The 17,259-nt window shown below is 66.2% G+C and carries 11 protein-coding genes, 3 pseudogenes and 1 riboswitch; of the genes and pseudogenes, 8 read left to right on the plus strand and 6 right to left on the minus strand.

The annotated features are described in order from the left end of the window. Positions 1–23 precede the first annotated feature (23 nt). The 3 genes and pseudogenes from ACWEO2_RS18510 to ACWEO2_RS18520 all read left to right on the plus strand — a co-directional run. Positions 24–896, plus strand: coding sequence for a ketopantoate reductase family protein (locus ACWEO2_RS18510; RefSeq protein WP_452406422.1), 873 nt, complete (start codon positions 24–26; stop codon positions 894–896). 469 nt (positions 897–1,365) lie between these two features. Continuing rightward, positions 1,366–2,323: pseudogene (locus ACWEO2_RS18515) on the plus strand (Tn3 family transposase); the annotation flags it as partial. 48 nt (positions 2,324–2,371) lie between these two features. Further along, a riboswitch (ZMP/ZTP riboswitch) is annotated at positions 2,372–2,452 on the plus strand. 22 nt (positions 2,453–2,474) lie between these two features. Further along, positions 2,475–3,629 (plus strand): annotated as a pseudogene (locus ACWEO2_RS18520) (phosphoribosylaminoimidazolecarboxamide formyltransferase); the annotation flags it as partial. A gap of 915 nt (positions 3,630–4,544) precedes the next feature. On the opposite strand, the gene ACWEO2_RS18525 reads toward ACWEO2_RS18520, so the two are convergent. Next, complete coding sequence (locus ACWEO2_RS18525) at positions 4,545–5,720, minus strand: ROK family transcriptional regulator (protein WP_452406423.1); 1,176 nt, start codon at positions 5,718–5,720, stop codon at positions 4,545–4,547. Positions 5,721–5,902: 182 nt separating this feature from the next. On the opposite strand from ACWEO2_RS18525, the gene zwf reads away from it, so the two are divergent. The 5 genes and pseudogenes from zwf to glpX form a co-directional block, all read left to right on the plus strand. Next, positions 5,903–7,393, plus strand: a complete 1,491-nt coding sequence (gene zwf / locus ACWEO2_RS18530; RefSeq protein WP_452406424.1) for a glucose-6-phosphate dehydrogenase — start codon at positions 5,903–5,905, stop codon at positions 7,391–7,393. Further along, on the plus strand, positions 7,390–9,207 hold the full coding sequence (gene edd, locus ACWEO2_RS18535; protein ID WP_452406425.1) for a phosphogluconate dehydratase: 1,818 nt from the start codon (positions 7,390–7,392) through the stop codon (positions 9,205–9,207). The genes zwf and edd overlap by 4 nt, the downstream gene beginning before the upstream one ends. Beyond that, a complete protein-coding gene (locus tag ACWEO2_RS18540; protein ID WP_452406426.1) occupies positions 9,207–9,425 on the plus strand; it encodes a hypothetical protein in 219 nt (72 codons plus the stop codon). Before edd ends, ACWEO2_RS18540 begins: the two co-directional genes overlap by 1 nt. Then, entirely contained in the window at positions 9,422–10,060 is a 639-nt protein-coding gene (gene eda / locus ACWEO2_RS18545) for a bifunctional 4-hydroxy-2-oxoglutarate aldolase/2-dehydro-3-deoxy-phosphogluconate aldolase (protein WP_452406427.1), read from the plus strand. Before ACWEO2_RS18540 ends, eda begins: the two co-directional genes overlap by 4 nt. Before the next feature lie 377 nt (positions 10,061–10,437). Continuing rightward, a pseudogene (glpX, locus tag ACWEO2_RS18550) lies at positions 10,438–11,409 on the plus strand (class II fructose-bisphosphatase); the annotation flags it as partial. A gap of 766 nt (positions 11,410–12,175) precedes the next feature. On the opposite strand, the gene ACWEO2_RS18555 reads toward glpX, so the two are convergent. The 5 genes from ACWEO2_RS18555 to ACWEO2_RS18575 form a co-directional block, all read right to left on the minus strand. Next, positions 12,176–12,835: an HNH endonuclease gene (locus ACWEO2_RS18555; RefSeq protein ID WP_452406428.1), complete on the minus strand. Its 660-nt coding sequence runs from the start codon at positions 12,833–12,835 to the stop codon at positions 12,176–12,178. Then, on the minus strand, positions 12,747–13,358 hold the full coding sequence (locus ACWEO2_RS18560; protein ID WP_452406429.1) for a reverse transcriptase domain-containing protein: 612 nt from the start codon (positions 13,356–13,358) through the stop codon (positions 12,747–12,749). Before ACWEO2_RS18560 ends, ACWEO2_RS18555 begins: the two co-directional genes overlap by 89 nt. Positions 13,359–13,371: 13 nt before the next feature. Beyond that, a complete protein-coding gene (locus tag ACWEO2_RS18565) occupies positions 13,372–14,064 on the minus strand; it encodes a hypothetical protein (RefSeq protein ID WP_452406430.1) in 693 nt (230 codons plus the stop codon). Between the two features lie 164 nt (positions 14,065–14,228). Next, on the minus strand, positions 14,229–15,578 hold the full coding sequence (locus tag ACWEO2_RS18570; protein ID WP_452406431.1) for an alpha/beta hydrolase-fold protein: 1,350 nt from the start codon (positions 15,576–15,578) through the stop codon (positions 14,229–14,231). A gap of 833 nt (positions 15,579–16,411) precedes the next feature. Further along, positions 16,412–17,259, minus strand: an 848-nt coding sequence (locus tag ACWEO2_RS18575; protein WP_452406432.1) for an LLM class flavin-dependent oxidoreductase, incomplete at its 5' end; no start/stop codon positions are given.

Here is a 17,259-nt window from a genome sequence, read left to right on the forward strand (position 1 = left end):
CGAACGTATGAGAGAGGGTTGTTATGAAGCTGCTCGTGTACGGTGCCGGGGTTCTCGGCAGTCTGCTCGCCGCCCGGATGCACGAAGCAGGGCACGACGTCTCGCTCCTGGCCCGGGGTGAGCGCCTTGCCGCATTACGTCGGCACGGCGTGCAGCTCGCCGAGGGAACCAGCCCGCACGTCAGGCGAGTACAGGTTCCGGTGGTCGAGCACCCGGACAGCCGGTACGACCTGATCGCCGTCGTTGTCCGCGCCCATCAAGTGGACACGGTGCTGGAGTCGCTCACCGGTATCGAGGGCGACGTGCTGTTCCTGCTCAACTGGGCGGCCGGCGCGGAGCCGCTGGGTGCGGTGATCGGAAACGAGCGGGTGCTGCTCGGCTTTCCCCCGACCGGCGGCACGATGGACGGCGACGTGGTCCGCTACCGCGCGACCAATCTCATGACCCGCCTGCTCCCGATGCCGATCGGCGAACCCGGCGGCCGGACCACGCCGCGACTGGAACGGATCGTGCGGGCGCTCGGTACCGCCGGGATCAACGCCAAGGCCGAGCCGCGGATGGATGCCTGGCTCAAGACCCACGCCGCTTTCGCGGTGCCGCTCGAGCAAGCGGTGCACGCGGCGGGCGGCCCGGTAGCGCTGGCCGATGACCCGGACGCGGTCCGCGGCATGATCCGCCTCATACGACAGCACTTGGCCGCCATGCCGACGCCGCCGGTCCCCCGCGGGTTCGTTGCGTTACAGACCCTGCCGGAAGGGCTGCTGACTGTCGTACTGCGGCGCTTCTTGCGGAGCTCGACCGCCGCGCACAGCGGGCTCAACAGCGCCTCTGCTGCATCTATGGCCGAGCTCGAACGGGTGGCCGAACAAATGCGCGTCTATGCAAGGGGCCGATAGACAGAGGCACTGCCGGACTCCGACCATCCGTCTCACACAGATGAGGCCAACTCGCCGGATACCTCAGATCAACGAGACTGCCTCAGCCTCAACGAGGACAGTTCAGCCGGAACCGGACGCGTTCCAGCACGCGGGGTCACGAATCGCGTTGGGTTCCCACTGAAAAAGCTTCAGCGTGGATGAACCCACTGTTTTCCGTTCAGCAAGTTATGGACTCAGGGTGCGGAGAAAGTTCATCAGCTTTTCGTCCACGACTTGGTATGGATCGCGCCCGTCATCTTTGCGCTGAGCCATTGTGACCAGGTCATCGTCGCTCAGAAAGACGATCATCTTTCCAGATCCAAAGTTTGGCTCCGTCCACGCTCTCCGACGTGCAGCAATGGCCGATTGACTTGGGTCGCTTCGAGATACGAGCAGGCCGAACATCCGAAACGCCATGGGAAGGAGGTACTGACTTATTGATTCGACTTCCCGCTTCGACGGGCAGCGGTTCCCCACACGCGGCAAATCCCTCACCGCCAGAGCTCTGAGCAGATATTTCGCCGAGGAGGGCTCTCCACCTACACCCATGTCACCGATCAGCATGCGACCTATGGAACGAAGATCATCGTCGCGACGAAACGGGAGGCACATTATGTGCTCGATGAAATCCTGGGCAACGCAACCGATCTGCCGATCACCGAGCACGCGACGGATACGCACGGGGTCACCCTGGTGAACTTCGGTCTGTTCGATCTGCTCGGGTTGCAGCTCTCGCCCCGGATCCGGGACCTGGGCAGGGTCACCCTGTACCGGTCGGGCCCTCGGGCCGAGGCCGAGGCGCGGTTCCCGCACGCGGGGCCGCTGCTGACCCGCAAGCTGAATCTGGATCTCATCGCCGAGCACTATGACGATCTGCTGCGGCTGGCCGGATCGCTGAAGTTCGGACACGCCACCGCCTCGCTGCTGGTCGGCAAGCTCTCCGCGTCCGGCCGCCAGAACGCTCTCGCGGCGGCGCTCAAAGAGTACGGGGCGCTGCGCCGCACCATCTACGCCGCGAAATACCTGTCGGACCCGGACTATCGGCGGCGCATCGCCCGCCAGCTCAACAAGGGCGAGTCCCTGCACGCGCTGCGCCGAGACCTGCTGTATGCCCATGAGGGCATGATCCGCGCGAGGCACCTGGAGGGCCAGACCGAGCAGGCATGGTGCCTGACCCTCGCCGCGAACGCGGTAATCGCTTGGACTACAGAGTATTACGGGCTCGCGGTCGAGCAGATGCGGCGCGAGGGTCGCCGCATCGATGACGAGGTGCTGTCCCATATCTCGCCGGCGCACAGTGAGAACATCAACTCTTCGGTGCCATCGAGGTCGATATCGACGCCGAGCTCGCCCAGCTCGGCCCCACCGGCTACCGACCGCTACGGGTTCGCGACACCTTGTTCTGATCCACGCCCCATCAGGTGGCGTGACTTGGTCGCGCCGTCGTGCTCTACAGTTGCACGTGCGACTGGCGTCACGTGGACCTGACCACGAGGAAGCGCAAGATCGGAGCGTCGTCCGCCTGGGTGCTCCCGAACTCGAGTTCGGGAATGGAGCACGACAATGGATTTGCGGTACGGCATGAATCCTCATCAGCGGGCCCGCATCGTCGACGGCAGCGCCGATCACATCCGCGTGCTGCACGGGTCCGCATCGATGATCAACTATCTCGACGCGCTCAATGCCTGGCAACTGGTTACAGACGCGCAACACGCGACTGGCAGAGCGGCTGCTGCCTCGTTCAAGCACGTCTCCCCGGCAGGAGCTGCGCTGGACGGGATGCTCGACGACACCATGCGCGAGACCTGGGGGTTGGGCACCGCGCGGCTGGGATCGCTGGCCGCAGCATATGTCCGGGCTCGCGACGCCGACCCGCGATCGTCATACGGAGACATGATCGCGGTGTCCGAGCCCGTCGACGACGAGCTGGCTGAAATGCTAGGCGCAGTGGTGTCCGACGGCATCATCGCGCCGGGCTACGCGCCCGGGACCGTAGCGAAGCTGGCCCGCAAAAAACAGGGCCGCTTCCTCGTGGTCGAGATCGACCCCACCTACCAACCCCCGACCACCGAGATCCGGACCGTATTCGGCGTCGCAATCGAGCAGGACCACGATCGGCAGCCGATCACCACCGAACTGCTCCGCTCGGCCGACGGCCCCACGCTCACCGATGCCTCAGCCACAGATGCGTTGCTGGGCATGATCACTGCCCGTTTCACCCAGTCGAACACGGTGGTCTTCGTGCGCGATGGAATGACCGTCGGCGTCGGAGCCGGGCAGCAGTCCCGTGTCGACTGCACCCAACTGGCCGGGGCCAAGGCGCGAACGTGGTGGATGCGCCGCCATCACAGCATCCGGACCCTTCCCCTGCCGACGGATCTGCCACGCCAGCAGCGGCTGAACTGGCAGATCGCCCTCGCCGCAGGCACTCTCACCGAGACCCAGCACGGCGAACTCGCAGAACTACTCACCCAGCCGGGCAATCCGATCGAGGACCGGGAACGTGTCAGATGGAACCGACGGCTCGCCGGCCTCACCATGGTGTCCGACGGCTATCTCCCGTTCCGAGACAATGTCGACGTCGCTGCCGAACACGGAGTCGCCGTCATTGTCGAACCGGCGGGAGCCCTTCACGCCGACACGATCGCCAACGCGTGCCGCGAGCACCACATCAGACTTGCACGCACGGAACTCCGAATGTTCCATCACTGACCGGATTGCACCGCGTGAACCGCAGCGACGGGCGCCATGCAACTTCGCATGGCAGTCGGACCCCGTCTCGCGAACGAAGGTTCGCGAGACACAGTGAGCCGCTGAAGATTCCGGCAGGTCGGATACCGTCGAATCTGTAACGCTTGTCGTGTACGCGCCAACGTCAACCTGTCGGAGGTTCGCAATACACTCCTGAGCCATGCGCATCGGCTAGGGACGGCGGCTACGCCGATATCCGTTGTTTTTTCGGCGATTACTACCGGGACCCCAAGACCGAACAGGCTGCCGAACCGGCAGCGTGTCCCCTCCCCCACGATGATCGCGGTCCACCGGCTGTCGCGGTCGAAGTCGTCGACCGCTGGACCGGGACGTCCCGCGGGCCCGTCACCGTCGCGGACGGGTACTGCCCCGGCGCGGCGCACCCACGAAGAGATCTTGCGTGAGGCCGGGGTTCGGCCACGCCACCGAGTACCCTCTGGCGGGATTCGTCAGGTCCGCGAGCAGTCGCGCGGCTTCCCGGCGACGGTGCCATGGCACCGACCGCGACTGCCCGATAATTGCGCCCGGCTACACGCTGGCCGACCCCGTACACGCCGCTATCGCACATGAATTCACCAGCACGGCCCGCATCGCCCTAGCCCGCATCAACCCACGCCAAGCCGAGGCACCTGATCCTGCGCTACGGCCTGGACGGCCAACCAGAACGGTCATTCAGCCAGATCGGCCGTCACCTCGGTCGTGCTCGGCGGGAGGCTATGCGACATCCCTGGTCACCGATGGGACCGCGGCATGCCGGATGTTGGCGCTGAGCGCAGCCGGCTGACCGAAATCTGCAGTCTCCCAGTGTCGCCCACGGTGTCGTCGGCGTGTGGCACCGTCGCTCCACACATCCGGTGGTCCGGGTGCCGATGCCGGTCAGTGACGCACCTCGTCGAGCAGTGCGTTGATCGCGTCCGGGGCCAGGATGCGGTCGAGGATCATGGCGGCGCAGGCTTGGATGCCGGTGGGGGCGTCGTCGGCGCCGGGCTCGATGCGCAGGTTGCTGGTGGCCAGCGCCGAGGAATACTGGTAGATCCGTTCCCGCAGGCCGGCCACCATCGGTTCGAAAGCGTGCGAGAGATCGCCGCGCACGACGACGACGGCGGGGTTGAGCAGGTTGACCGCGGCGGCCAGCACCTCACCGATGCGCCGGCCGGCCTCGCGCACCAGCCGCACCGCGTCCGGGTCACCGCCCCGTGCGAGCTCCGCCAGTTCCGGCAGGCCGGACAGCGGTCGGCCGAGATCGGTGAACCGGTCCAGCAGCGCCCACCCGGCCGCCTCGGTCTCCAAGCAGCCGCGGTCGCCACAGCGGCAAGGCCGATCATCGACACCACCGAGCTTGATGTGCCCGATCTCGCCGGCCGCGCCCCAGGCACCCCGCAGCAGCCGTCCACCGGCGATGATGCCCGCACCGATACCGGTAGACGTCTTGAGCACCAGCAGGTCGTCGACCCCAGGGTGGTGCCTGTGCTCGGCTAGTGCCAGCACGTTGACGTCGCTGTCGACTCGCACCGGGGCCGCGAACTGCTCGGCAAAGAACTCCACGACTGCGACCTCGCCGAGACCGGTTCCGGCGGCCAGGCTGTGCCCGGTGGCGACATCGACTGCGCTCGGCACACTCACACCCACCCCGTACACGGATTGCTCCGGCGGCAGCTTTGCCGTCAGCCGCTGCAGGTGCTCGGCCGCCACAGCGAACACTGCCTGGGCGTCACCGGTCGACGGCACCGCGAACTCCGATTCGGCCCGCACTCTCCCGACCAGATCACAGGCCGCGACCTGGGCTCGGCTGGCGCCGATGGAGGCGGCCAGCACTGTGCCCGATTCGGGGTTGAACGCCAGGCGGGTCGGGGGGCGACCACCGGTCGATCCGCCCTGTGCTCGTTCGGCGACCAGTCCGCTTTCGAGTAGCTGCTCCACGCGCAGCGTGACCGCGGTGCGGGACAGTCCGGTTACGCGGCGGATATCGGCTCGCGTCACCGCTTTGTGACCGCGGATGAGGCCCAGCACATCCCCGGCCGAGGTCCCGAGCATTGCCATCGGTCGACCCACCAGCGTTCCTCCTCGCCCCGGCCTGCACCAACTGTATTCCGGACAAGCACAGTATCCGTCCTGTTCAGGCTGACTTACGCCGAAGTTAGGTCTTTTCAATACCAAAGTTTGCTTGTAAAAAGTCCTAAGCCGCTCTAGCGTTCTGTGCGTTGGCTCACAACGGTCGACCCAAGGAGTCCGTAATGACGGTCCCTGCTCGCATCCCACCGTGTGACATCGTCGTGTTCGGCGGCACCGGCGACCTGGCCGTGCGCAAGCTGCTGCCCGCCCTCTACCTCCGCGGCCTCGATGGTCAGCTGACCGAGGACACCCGCATCATCGCGGTCTCCCGGGCCGGGCTGGACGATGTGGGATACCGCGTGAAGATCTCCGGTGACCTGGGCCAGTTCCTTCCCGCCGGCACCCATACGGCCGCTGCCGTCGAGTCGTTCGTGCGCCGCCTTCACCACGTCACCCTCGACGTCGGTGTAGACGCGGGGGAAGACGACGCCTGGCGCGACCTGGCGGTCGCGTTGCCGGCCCCGGGCCGAACCCGGGTGTTCTACCTGGCGTGTGCACCGAGCCTGTTCGGGCAGATCAGCTCCGGTCTGCACCGCAGCGGGCTGGTCACCGCGCGGTCCCGGGTGGTGCTGGAGAAGCCGATCGGCCACGACCTGGCCTCGGCCCGGCGGATCAACGACGAGGTGGGCGCGGTTTTCGCCGAGGAGCAGATCTTCCGCATCGACCACTATCTGGGCAAGGAGACGGTGCAGAACCTACTGGTGCTCCGGTTCGCCAATGCGCTGTTCGAGCCGCTGTGGCATTCCGGCTCGATCGACCACGTGCAGATCACCGTCAGCGAGAATCTCGGTGTCGGCGGCCGGATCGGCTACTACGACGGCGCCGGCGCGCTGCGGGACATGGTGCAGAACCACCTGCTGCAACTGCTGTGTCTGGTCGCGATGGAACCGCCCGCCCAGGTGCAGCCGGAGGCGGTGCGAGACGAAAAACTCAAAGTGCTGCAGGCACTTCGGCCGCTGCGCGGCTCGGAGGTGGCGCGCGCCACCGTCCGCGGCCAGTACACCGCCGGGTTGGTTGGCAACTGCCCGGTGCCCGGGTACACCGATGAGCTGGATGGACGCCACAGCGACACCGAGACCTTTGCAGCGCTGAAGGTCGAGGTGCAGAACTGGCGCTGGGCTGGGGTGCCGTTCTACCTGCGCACTGGCAAGCGGCTGGACCGGCACGCCGCCGAGATCGTGGTGCAGTTGCGCGGCGTGCCACATTCGGTGTTCCCCGAGGTTGATGACGTCGAACTCGTCGCCAACCGATTGGTGCTGCGGCTGCAGCCCGACGAGGGCGTGCATCTGCGACTGGTCACCAAGGTGCCCGGTCCGGGCGGGCTGCGACTGCGGGAGGTACCGCTGAGCCTCAGCTTCGCCCAGGCCTTCGCCGACCGGCTGCCCGACGCCTACGAACGGTTGCTGGGCGATGTGATGCGCGGCAACCCCACCTTGTTCATGCGCCGTGACGAGATCGAAGCGGCGTGGGCCTGGGTCGAACCGATCCTGGCGGCCTGGGCCGAATCCGACCAGCCGCCGCGCCGCTACGCCGCCGGCACCGGCGGACCGGCCGCGGCGACCGCGCTCATCGAACGTGACGGCCGCACCTGGCATGAGGAGAATCAGCAGTGACCCCGCACCCCGTCGTCGGCGAAGTTACCGCCCGCATCACCGCCCGCAGCGCGGCCACCCGCCGCGCCTACCTCGATCGCATCCGGCGCTCAGCCTCTGCTGGCCCGGCCCGGATGTCGTTGGCGTGCAGCAATTTCGCGCACGGCTTCGCCGCCTGCAACCCGGCGGACAAACTGGCGCTGCGCGGCTCCGCCCACCCCGATATCGCGATTGTGTCGTCCTACAACGATCTGCTGTCCGCGCACCAGCCCTTCCACGACTACCCCGACTCGCTGCGCACCGCGGTCGCAGGCGCCGGGGGCGTGGCTCAATTCGCCGGGGGTGTACCAGCGATGTGCGACGGCATTACGCAGGGACGGGCGGGGATGGAGCTGTCGTTGTTCAGCCGGGACGTGATCGCAATGTCGACCGCCGTGGCGCTGGCACACGACATGTTCGACGGCGCCCTGCTGCTCGGGGTATGCGACAAGATCGTGCCCGGCCTGGTGATCGGCGCGCTGGCCTTCGGCCACCTGCCGGTGATCCTGGTGCCGGCCGGGCCAATGCCCTCCGGCCTGCCGAACACCGACAAGAGCCGGGTCAGGCAGCGGCACGCCGAGGGCACGGCGGGCCGGACCGAGCTGCTGGCCGCGGAAGCTGCCAGCTACCACAGCCCGGGAACCTGCACCTTCTACGGCACCGCCAACTCCAATCAATTACTGATGGAAGTGATGGGTCTGCACCTGCCCGGCGCCAGCTTCGTCGCACCGGGCACACCGCTGCGCCGGGCGCTGACCGCCGCAGCCGGCCAGCGCATCGTCGAACTCACCACATTGCGCGGCGGAGCGAAGCCGATCGGCGCAATCGTCTCCGAGCGCGCGATCGTCAACGCTGTGGTCGCGCTGCTTGCCACCGGCGGCTCCACCAACCACACCATGCACCTGGTGGCGATCGCGGCCGCAGCCGGAATCGACCTACGCTGGGACGATTTCGCCGATCTGTCGGCAGTGGTGCCCACGCTGACCAGGATCTATCCCAACGGCGCCGCGGACATCAACGCCTTCCACGCTGCGGGCGGCACACCCTACCTGATCGGCGAACTGCTGGACGCCGGGCTGCTCCACGACGACGTTGACACCGTGGCCGGTCCGGGCCTGGGTGCGCACTACCGCGACGTCCCGGTGCTCAGTGACGGCGCACTCGCCTGGCGCACAGGGCCGTCCGAAAGCAGCGACAAGACCGTGCTTCGGTCGGCGACCGACCCGTTCGCCCCTGACGGCGGCCTGCGGATGCTCACCGGATCGCTCGGCCACGCAGTGATCAAGGTGTCCGCGGTCCGCCCCGAACACCGTGTCGTACGCGCTCCCGCACGAGTTTTCGACGATCAAGAGGCATTCCTCGCGGCCTTCCGAGCCGGCGAACTCTACCGCGACTTGGTAGCGGTCATGCGATTCCAGGGACCTCGGGCCAACGGCATGCCCGAACTGCACAAGCTGACCCCGGCACTGGGCGTGCTGCAGGACCGCGGCTTCGCCGTCGCACTCGTCACCGATGGGCGCATGTCCGGCGCCTCCGGAAAGGTTCCCACCGCAATGCATCTCACTCCCGAGGCAGCAGCCGGAGGACCTCTCGCCCGCATCGCTGACGGCGACATCGTCGACCTCGACGCCGACAACGGCCGACTGGACATCCTCGCCGACCCGGCCGAATTCGCTGCCCGGCCAACAACTGCCGCATCGGCCGAATCCCACGGTACCGGCCGCGAGCTGTTCGCTGTCTTCCGCAGCGCGGTCGGCCCCGCCGACCGGGGAGCCACCGTCTTCGGAGCAGCATGATGACCACAACCCGCCCCGGCATGCCCCGGACCCCGGAACACAGCCGTGCCACGGCACCGCAAGGCACCGCAAATGACGACTCCGAGACCGAATCCGATTCGGGAGCGGTGCGCGGGTACCTCGATGACGGTGCGACCGACCTCATCGTCGCCGACGCTCCCCCGCTGACCGGCGCCGCGGCCCGGCTCGCCATTAATCCAGCCCAGGAGGTCCGATGAATCCGCTCGAGATCGCACCGGTTGTTCCCGTCGTCGTCCTCGACGACCCGGACAACGCCGTTCCGGTGGCCCGCGCGCTGTTGGCCGGCGGGATCGGCATCATCGAAGTCACGCTACGTTCGCCGGCGGCGCTTCCCGCGATCGAACGCATCGCCGCGGAAGTTCCGGATATGACCGTCGGCGCCGGGACCCTACACACGCCACACCAGATCGAGACCGCAACGGCAGCCGGTGCCCGCTTCCTGGTCAGCCCCGGCACCACTCCCGGCCTCTTGGATGCCATGGTCGACAGCGGGCTGGCCTGTCTCCCCGGTGTCGCCACCGTGTCCGAGGCGATGGCCGTCCTCGACCGAGGCTTCACCCACATGAAATTCTTCCCCGCCGCATCCGCAGGCGGCCCATCCGCCCTATGCTCCATACACGGCCCACTCCCCGGCATCCTTTTCTGTCCCACCGGCGGCATCACCCCCGACACTGCGCCCGACTATCTCGCGCTGCCGAACGTGGCCTGCGTCGGCGGATCCTGGCTCACGCCTCCCTCCGCACTGGCCTCCGGCGATTGGAATGAGATCCGAAACCTGGCCGCCCGCGCAGCCACTCTGCGAAATGGCACCGACACCGGCGCACACCAATAAGGTGTGTATCCAAAACCGGCTACGAGTCCACTTTCGAGAGCCCTCCCACTCCGTGCCGGCCACAGATCCGCCGCTAATCCGACAGTCCCCGCGCAAGGACTCACCACAGCCGGATCTCTGCCCCCGCAAAAACATTCGGCCGCGCGGTGCACGGCCCGGCTACCGGGATCATCGACGGTGAGGCACTGGTCACCGCCCACGTACCCCTCACCGACATCGACAAGGCCCTCGACCTGGTTCGCCGCAGCGAAGGCACCAAACGCAGATCACCGACCCTGAGGAACCGACCGCCCTCCCGGGCTCGGTTGTCACGCAGGGCGAAAAGCGGCGCCCCACCCATCGCACATATTCGTACCGGCCCTCACGAAGGAACCAGCATGCCCCTCGCCAACTCCGCTGTCGCCGGACTACTCCCCGACCGAAATCTCGCCATGGAACTGGTCCGAGTAACCGAGGCAGGTGCCCTCGCCGCTGCCCGCTGGGTCGGACACGGCGACAAAGAACGCGGCGACGGAGCCGCCGTCGACGCGATGCGCCAACTCGTCTCCACCGTCTCGATGCGAGGCGTCGTCGTGATCGGGGAAGGTGAGAAGGACAAGGCCCCAATGCTGTTCAACGGCGAGTTCGTCGGAGATGGGACGGGCCCCGCGTGCGATGTCGCGGTCGACCCGGTCGAGGGCACCACCTTGATGGCCACAGGAATGCCCAACGCCCTCTCGGTTCTCGCCGTCGCCGAACGCGAAGCCATGTTCGACCCCTCCGCGGTCTTCTATATGGACAAGCTCGTGGTCGGGCCCGACGCCGCAGACGTCGTCGACATCACCGCACCGGTCGCCGAAAACATTCGACGGTTGGCCGCGGTGCGCGGCGCGAAGGTTTCGGATCTGATGATCTGCATTCTCGACCGGCCACGCCACCAGACCCTCGTCTCCCGGGTGCGTGCAGCCGGCGCCAGGATTCGCCTCATCACCGACGGCGACGTCGCCGGTGCGATTGCCGCTTGTCGACCGGGATCAGGCACCGACATGATGATCGGCACCGGCGGCACACCCGAGGGCATCATCGCCGCAGCCGCGATCCGGTGCATGGGCGGCACTATCCAAGCACGGCTGGCGCCGACCAGCGACACCGAACGCCGCAAAGCCCTCGACGCCGGACACGACCTCGACCGCATCCTCACCACAGAGGACCTGGTCGCAGGCGATAACGTCTTCTTCGCGGCGACCGGCATCACCGACGGCGACCTCCTCCGCGGAGTGCGCTACACCCACGGCACCACCGCCACCGAGTCCATTGTCATGCGCTCGAAATCCGGAACTGTCCGCACCATCGACTCCCGATACCAACTCCACTGACCTGGAAGCCTTCCGGTCCTTGGGTTCCCGGCGAAGCTCCCTCACCTCCCTGGTCTCCGGAAACCCCGATCAGCCCAACGTGCCCGCGACCACGAACCACACCTTTTCCGGCCCGTCGGCCTACTGGACAGCCAGGTGAACGAGCCGGCACTCTACAACTACGTTGTATCGAAGTGAGTTCAGGGGTGGTTCCGCTGCGCGGCGCCACCCCTGAACTGGCTTTTTCGAAAGTCGTTGTCTGCGTTGACGGATGGGCGAGATCTGACCTGGTAGCCCCGGCGACGCAGATACGGGGTCATCTTGCGGCGCCCATACATCCCCTCTGGAGTGCCGACGGTGGCGCGCAGCGCGTCGGTCAGGTACGCGTCCGTCCACGCCGAAGCAGGGGTGGTTTTCCAGTTACGTGCGTCCGGCGACCTGCACGCCTTGCTCGGTAACACGCGTCAGGTCGGATCGACCCGGTAACCCTGTGCACGTATCTGATCGATGAACTGGATCAACGGCGGCGCGGGTCGGTGAAGTCGGCCCGGGACGCGGTGACAACTGTGTGGGTTGTTCCGTTTTCCCGGGCCGCTTCCCGAGTGAAGTGGGCCGCCGACGAGGTGTCCGTGGCTCGGGTCCTTTTCCGACGGCCTCTTCCCGAACCGGACGGGCGGGTAGGGTAGGCCGCCGACGAGGTGCCAGCTGGGCTGGTCCTTTTCCGACGGCCCCCCTCCGAACCAGCCGTGCCCGATTTCCGTGGCAGCTGGCTCTCCAGTGCTCATCGTGGCCTGCCAGTCGGGCGTCCGGCGTGGATGTCCTCGTGGCAGGCGCGGCAGACGACAAGGGTCTTGCGGCGGCGAGCCGCCATCTGCTTGACCCAATCCGGTTGTGGTTTCCTCCCTTTCGGGTTGAGGTCTTTCAACGCTCGCACGTGATGGACCTCGACCTTGCGGGTGGAGCCGCATCGTTCGCAGACAGTGGCGAGCAGGCGTTGCACCAGCTCGGACCGGCCGCTGTTCCAGACGCGGGTCGGATTGTCGTCGAGGGGTCGTGGCGTGATGTCGCGGGCCAGGCTGATCCCGCCCCACTGTGCTTCCAGTGGTGCCCGTCCGTCACCTCGGTCCTGCGTGGCCCGAAGGCCGCGCCGGGGGCCTTGCTCGGTGTCCAGAACGGCACGGTAGCGGCGGTAGACCTTCGGCACCGTGATCCGGTATTTCCGGGCCAGGGTCTTGGTCAGCGACTGCTCCATGACGAACTTCAATCGCCCGAGCCGGTGACGGTTGAATGCCAACCGGTAATACTCCGCGACGCCCCGGAATTCGGCTTGGAACTGCGCGACAATACTGACATCAGTGTTGACGATGCGTTCGGTCCGCCGAATCGGTTTGCCGTGGTGCAGGTAGGTTTTGGCCTTTGCGCCGATCACATCTAGTGGCACTTTCAGCCCGATCGCCGCGTTGATGCTGCGGTGACCGCGCTGGTCGCGTTTGTGATCGGCATGCAAACAGGTTCGCCAAAATCGGCGAAACCGCCGACCCCTGCGGGGTCCCTCGGTCTCGTGTCTCCAGCGTCCCGTCTGGGCGTTGCAGCGGAGCCGAAAGCCACCGCCGCACATACAACACCACCCAATCGGCATCGGTGTTGGCCCGGACCGCCTTCACCATCAGTTCGTGATCCACGGTGTCGAAGCACTTCCGGATATCCAGGTCCAAGACCCAGCCACCGGAGCCCGGGCACCGCCCGCGGCACGCCGCGACCGCATCCAACACCGAGCGATTCGGCCGGTACCCATAGGAGTCCGGATGGAACATCGGCTCCACCCGCTTTTCCAACTCCATGGCCACCACCGTTTGCGCGACCGGGTCCGCGACCGTCGGCACACCCAGAACACGAACCCCACCACCGGCTTTCGGGATCTCGACCGCCCGCGCAGGCGGCGGGAAATACGTCCCCGACGACATCCGATTCCACACCTTATAGAGGTTGTTCCTCAGGTCGGCCTCGAACTCGGCGATCGACTGCCCAACGACACCGGCAGCACCCTTGTTGGCCCGCACTCTGCTGAACGCTTCCTGCACAGCCCATTTCGAAATCTCGAACGGCTTCAACGACAACGGATCGGTTCGTCTGCGCCAACAGTCGAACATTTCGCCGTTCGGGATGGCGAACGCGCATGCTGGAAATTATGTGTGAGCCGTGATCGAAGACGACGTGTGCTATCGCGGTCAGCGGCCTGTCTCGCAGCAGCCCTCGGACTTCTCGGGTAAACCCTACGATGAAAATCAATACAGCATTCGACCATTCGCCTGGCGCGGCGATGTGGTGACCACGAAGTTCGATGTCCTTCAAGCCTCCGGTAAGGCAATACACGGACTCTCCGTACCGATTGAGAGGAAGGATGGATGACATCCCGACCGACACGAAGGCGTCGTGCACCTTGGCTTCCACCAGGGCGAAAGAAAGCGCATTGACTTCGAATATGCTCAGGTTTCGCTCAGTGATCGCGTGCAGCGGTGCCGAAAACGGGCTACGCGAGAAAAGTTCGTGGTTGATGCGGCACAGCAGGTCGAGTTCGTTCGGCTGTATCAGCCGAGTTCGATACTCCAGGGAATGGTGCACTGAGAGCCGTGAGCTCACCGAATATTCGTGCTCGGAGTTTTGCTTCACAGCAGGGTTTTATTCTTCGTCACCCGCGGGTGGTCGATCCGGCCGTGCGGAGATGGTGGGATCGTCATACAGGGTTTCTCGTCTTTCGGATCGCTCATTTACCTGGACGCTTAATGCGCGGCGACGGCGCGGCCAGGCTCTTCGTGCCAGGCCAGTTACCGGTGTCAGTTGTCGGAGTGGAGTGCGTGGATGATGGTCGACCAGGACCGGGCCAGTTCATCGGCCCAGTACGGCCACGAGTGGGTGCCGGTGGGTCGCAGGTTCACCGTCACGGGGATCTGCAGTCGCGCCAGCTGGTCGGCGAGGGCCACCGCGCAGGCGTAGGCGCCGGCTTCCAGCGGTCCGCCGACGGTGAGGGTGTCGCCCATGTTGGTCTGGTCGGGGGTGTCGTGTTCGCCCGGGATGCCGCTACCGCTGGACAGGTAGATCGCGGTCCCGCGCAACGCTTCGGCATGGGACATGACGTCGTGGGCGAGCCAGTCCGGGTCGGCCGGAGGCCCGAACATATTGTCGGGGTTACCGCCGTAGGTTTCCACGATCGCGCGGGCCTGGGCCTGACCGGGACCGGGAGCGACGGTGTAGCAGCCACTGTGTGCTGCCACCGCCCGATACAGGCCCGGGTTGCGGACCGCGAGCATCATCGCGGCCTCGCCACCCATCGACACCCCTTCGATAGCGTTGCGGCCGTTGCCCTCGAAGCGTGCGTCGATCAACGGAGGCAACTCGCGGGTGAGGAAGGTTTCCCACTTGTTGGTGCCCAGCACCGGGTCGCGGCGCTGCCAGTCGGTGTAGAGGTTCGCAGGTCCACCGGTGGCCAGCACGACGTTGACGTTCTTGTCGGCGAAGAACTCCACCGCATGCCCGTGCTCGGTCCAACTGCTTTCGCGCTCCGGGGCACCGCGCCCGTCGAGCAGGTACAGCGTCGGCCGCGGCCGACTGCGATCGGCAGGCAGCAGGACCTGCACCTGCACGACCCGGTTCATCGCCGGTGACTGCACGAACACCCGCAGCCAACGCTCGGTGATCGGCTCGACCCCGGTGATGACCGGCCCAGCGGCAACACCAGCGTCCTCCGCGGGAGCGTGGTATCCGCCCGGCGGACCCAGATCCGGACCTGAGGTCGGCGGGTCCGCGGCAGCCACCCCAGCCACCAGCATCAACACCCCCGCCACCGAGGCAACCTCGCCGACAACCCGCCACGCCCGAACGCGCCGCCACCGGACACCCTCGTTGGTGTTTTCGTCCGATTTATTCCGTTTACTCCTCGGTCTGTCGTCGGCGGTCCGCTCGGCAGACTTTCCGAGATCGCAAGACATCTTCACCACTTCTGACAACCGGGACTGTTCGGGCTCCCAGTCGGTTCCGCCCAGGGCGGCGAAGTTGCGGCCTTCATCCCAGGGCACGTAGTCGTGCGGATTCCAGTCCTTCGCCGTCGCCGAATGGCTGTCCAGATTCTCCGCAACAACCGGCGCCAGCTCGGTGAGCAACTCCAGCTGCGTCAAATCCTTTGCCATGCAAGTCCTTTCGAGAAGCGTGCACTATCGATCCTGTGGCACGCAGGTGCGTGGGCGTCGGTCCGGTAGGTCGAGTCCGGTATGTCGACCCGTTTGGCTATCAGCCACCGCAATGTTGCGCTGGCAACGGGTCGAGGGAAGTTAGTGTGTGCGGGCTGCGAGGATGTTGGGTTGAGCTTTGTCGAGTTCGCCTCCCGCGATTGGTTCTCATCTATTTTCTTACTGGATTATTCGACACACTCGTCGCTGAGCCCATCCGCGGATCGGCAAGAACATCGAATGGTCGCTCGATCGGAATATCTTTTTAAAGACGCCAGGTGGGGCCTGGTCGACAAGTGCACGCATTACTTACTACCATTTCTCCCACTTTCCCGCCGCTCGTGATGTAACCCACGACATGTCGCGACAGTCTTCAACCGGAAACGACAGATGCCGAATCTGGATAATCCGTGCGTAATTCGGATAGCGCTGCGGTCGGTTCGCTTGTAGGTTCGCCTTTCTATGGAAGACCGTAATGCTCGGTGAAATCGATAGCTACAAAGCGTCGGGTAGTAATCCCCTGATATTCCACAACAGCGCCCTGCGAGGAGCCTCCGAGGGACCATCGGCCGTACCCCAATTCGACCGCCCTGCCCACCCCGCTGGTGTTCCAGGTCAAATGCCTGGTCCAGCACAGCCGGACCAGACATCACTCCTGATAACAAACCGGGCGGTGAGCGCGCAAACGTAATCGAACGGTCGACCGGTCCGGCGCGATCAGCTCACCGCCAGGGGGTCGGGCGCTCGACTGTCGGTACAAAAGCGCAGCGGATGGCGTCATCCGGGCGGGGGTCTCAGGTGCAGAGTTCGGTGAGGATTTGGGTTGCCGTACGCAGCTGGATGTCCGGGTCTAGGCTCCCGATGCGGAGCAGGATGTGGCGGGTGCCGGCGTTGACGTAGGAGCGCAGCCAGTCGACGCATTCTGAGAGTCGTCCAGCATGGCAGGCTTGCAGGGCTGAGACGGCTTCGAGTGGGAAGCCGTAGAAGGCGCGGACGTAGTGGTCCAGCTCGGCGTGGGCTTGGTCGGGGTCGTCGTTGACGGCGACGGTAGCCATCAGCGCAGGGGTGACCGCGGCGCTGCCGCGCCCGGCGTCGTTCGCCGCGGCGCGGGTTGCGGCCCACAGCTGGCGGTACTGCTCTGGGGTGGGCGGGTAGGGCAGCCATCCGTCGAAGTGTTCGCCGGTGCGGCGGGCACCAGTTGCGGTCGTAGTGGCCAGCCACAACGGTGGGCCACCCGCGCGGGCGGGCACCGGTGCTATGGCGATGCCGTTGAGGGTCCAGTTACGGCCGGTGAAGGTGACTGTGTCGCCGGTCCAGAGTCGCCTCCAGATCGCGGCGGTCTCGACCAGTCGCCCGACGCGCTGGGCGAAAGGGGCGTCTACGGCGGCGAACTCGGCGCGGTTGGCGGGCAGGCCGAGACCGCTTCCGAGCGCGAGGACCAGCCGCCCACCGGCCAGCTGGTCGAGGGTGGCCAGAGCGTGCGCCAGGGTGACGGGATGGCGCAGCACGGGCAGCAGCGCGGCTGTGCCGATCGTGATCCGGGTTGTCCGCGCGGCGACCGCGGCGAGGAGGGTAAGCGGTTCGAGGATGGGCGAGGCAAGAAGTGAGTCGCCGGTCCAGATCGAGTCGAATCCCGCATCCT

It is taken from the genome of Nocardia sp. NPDC004278 (assembly GCF_053602975.1).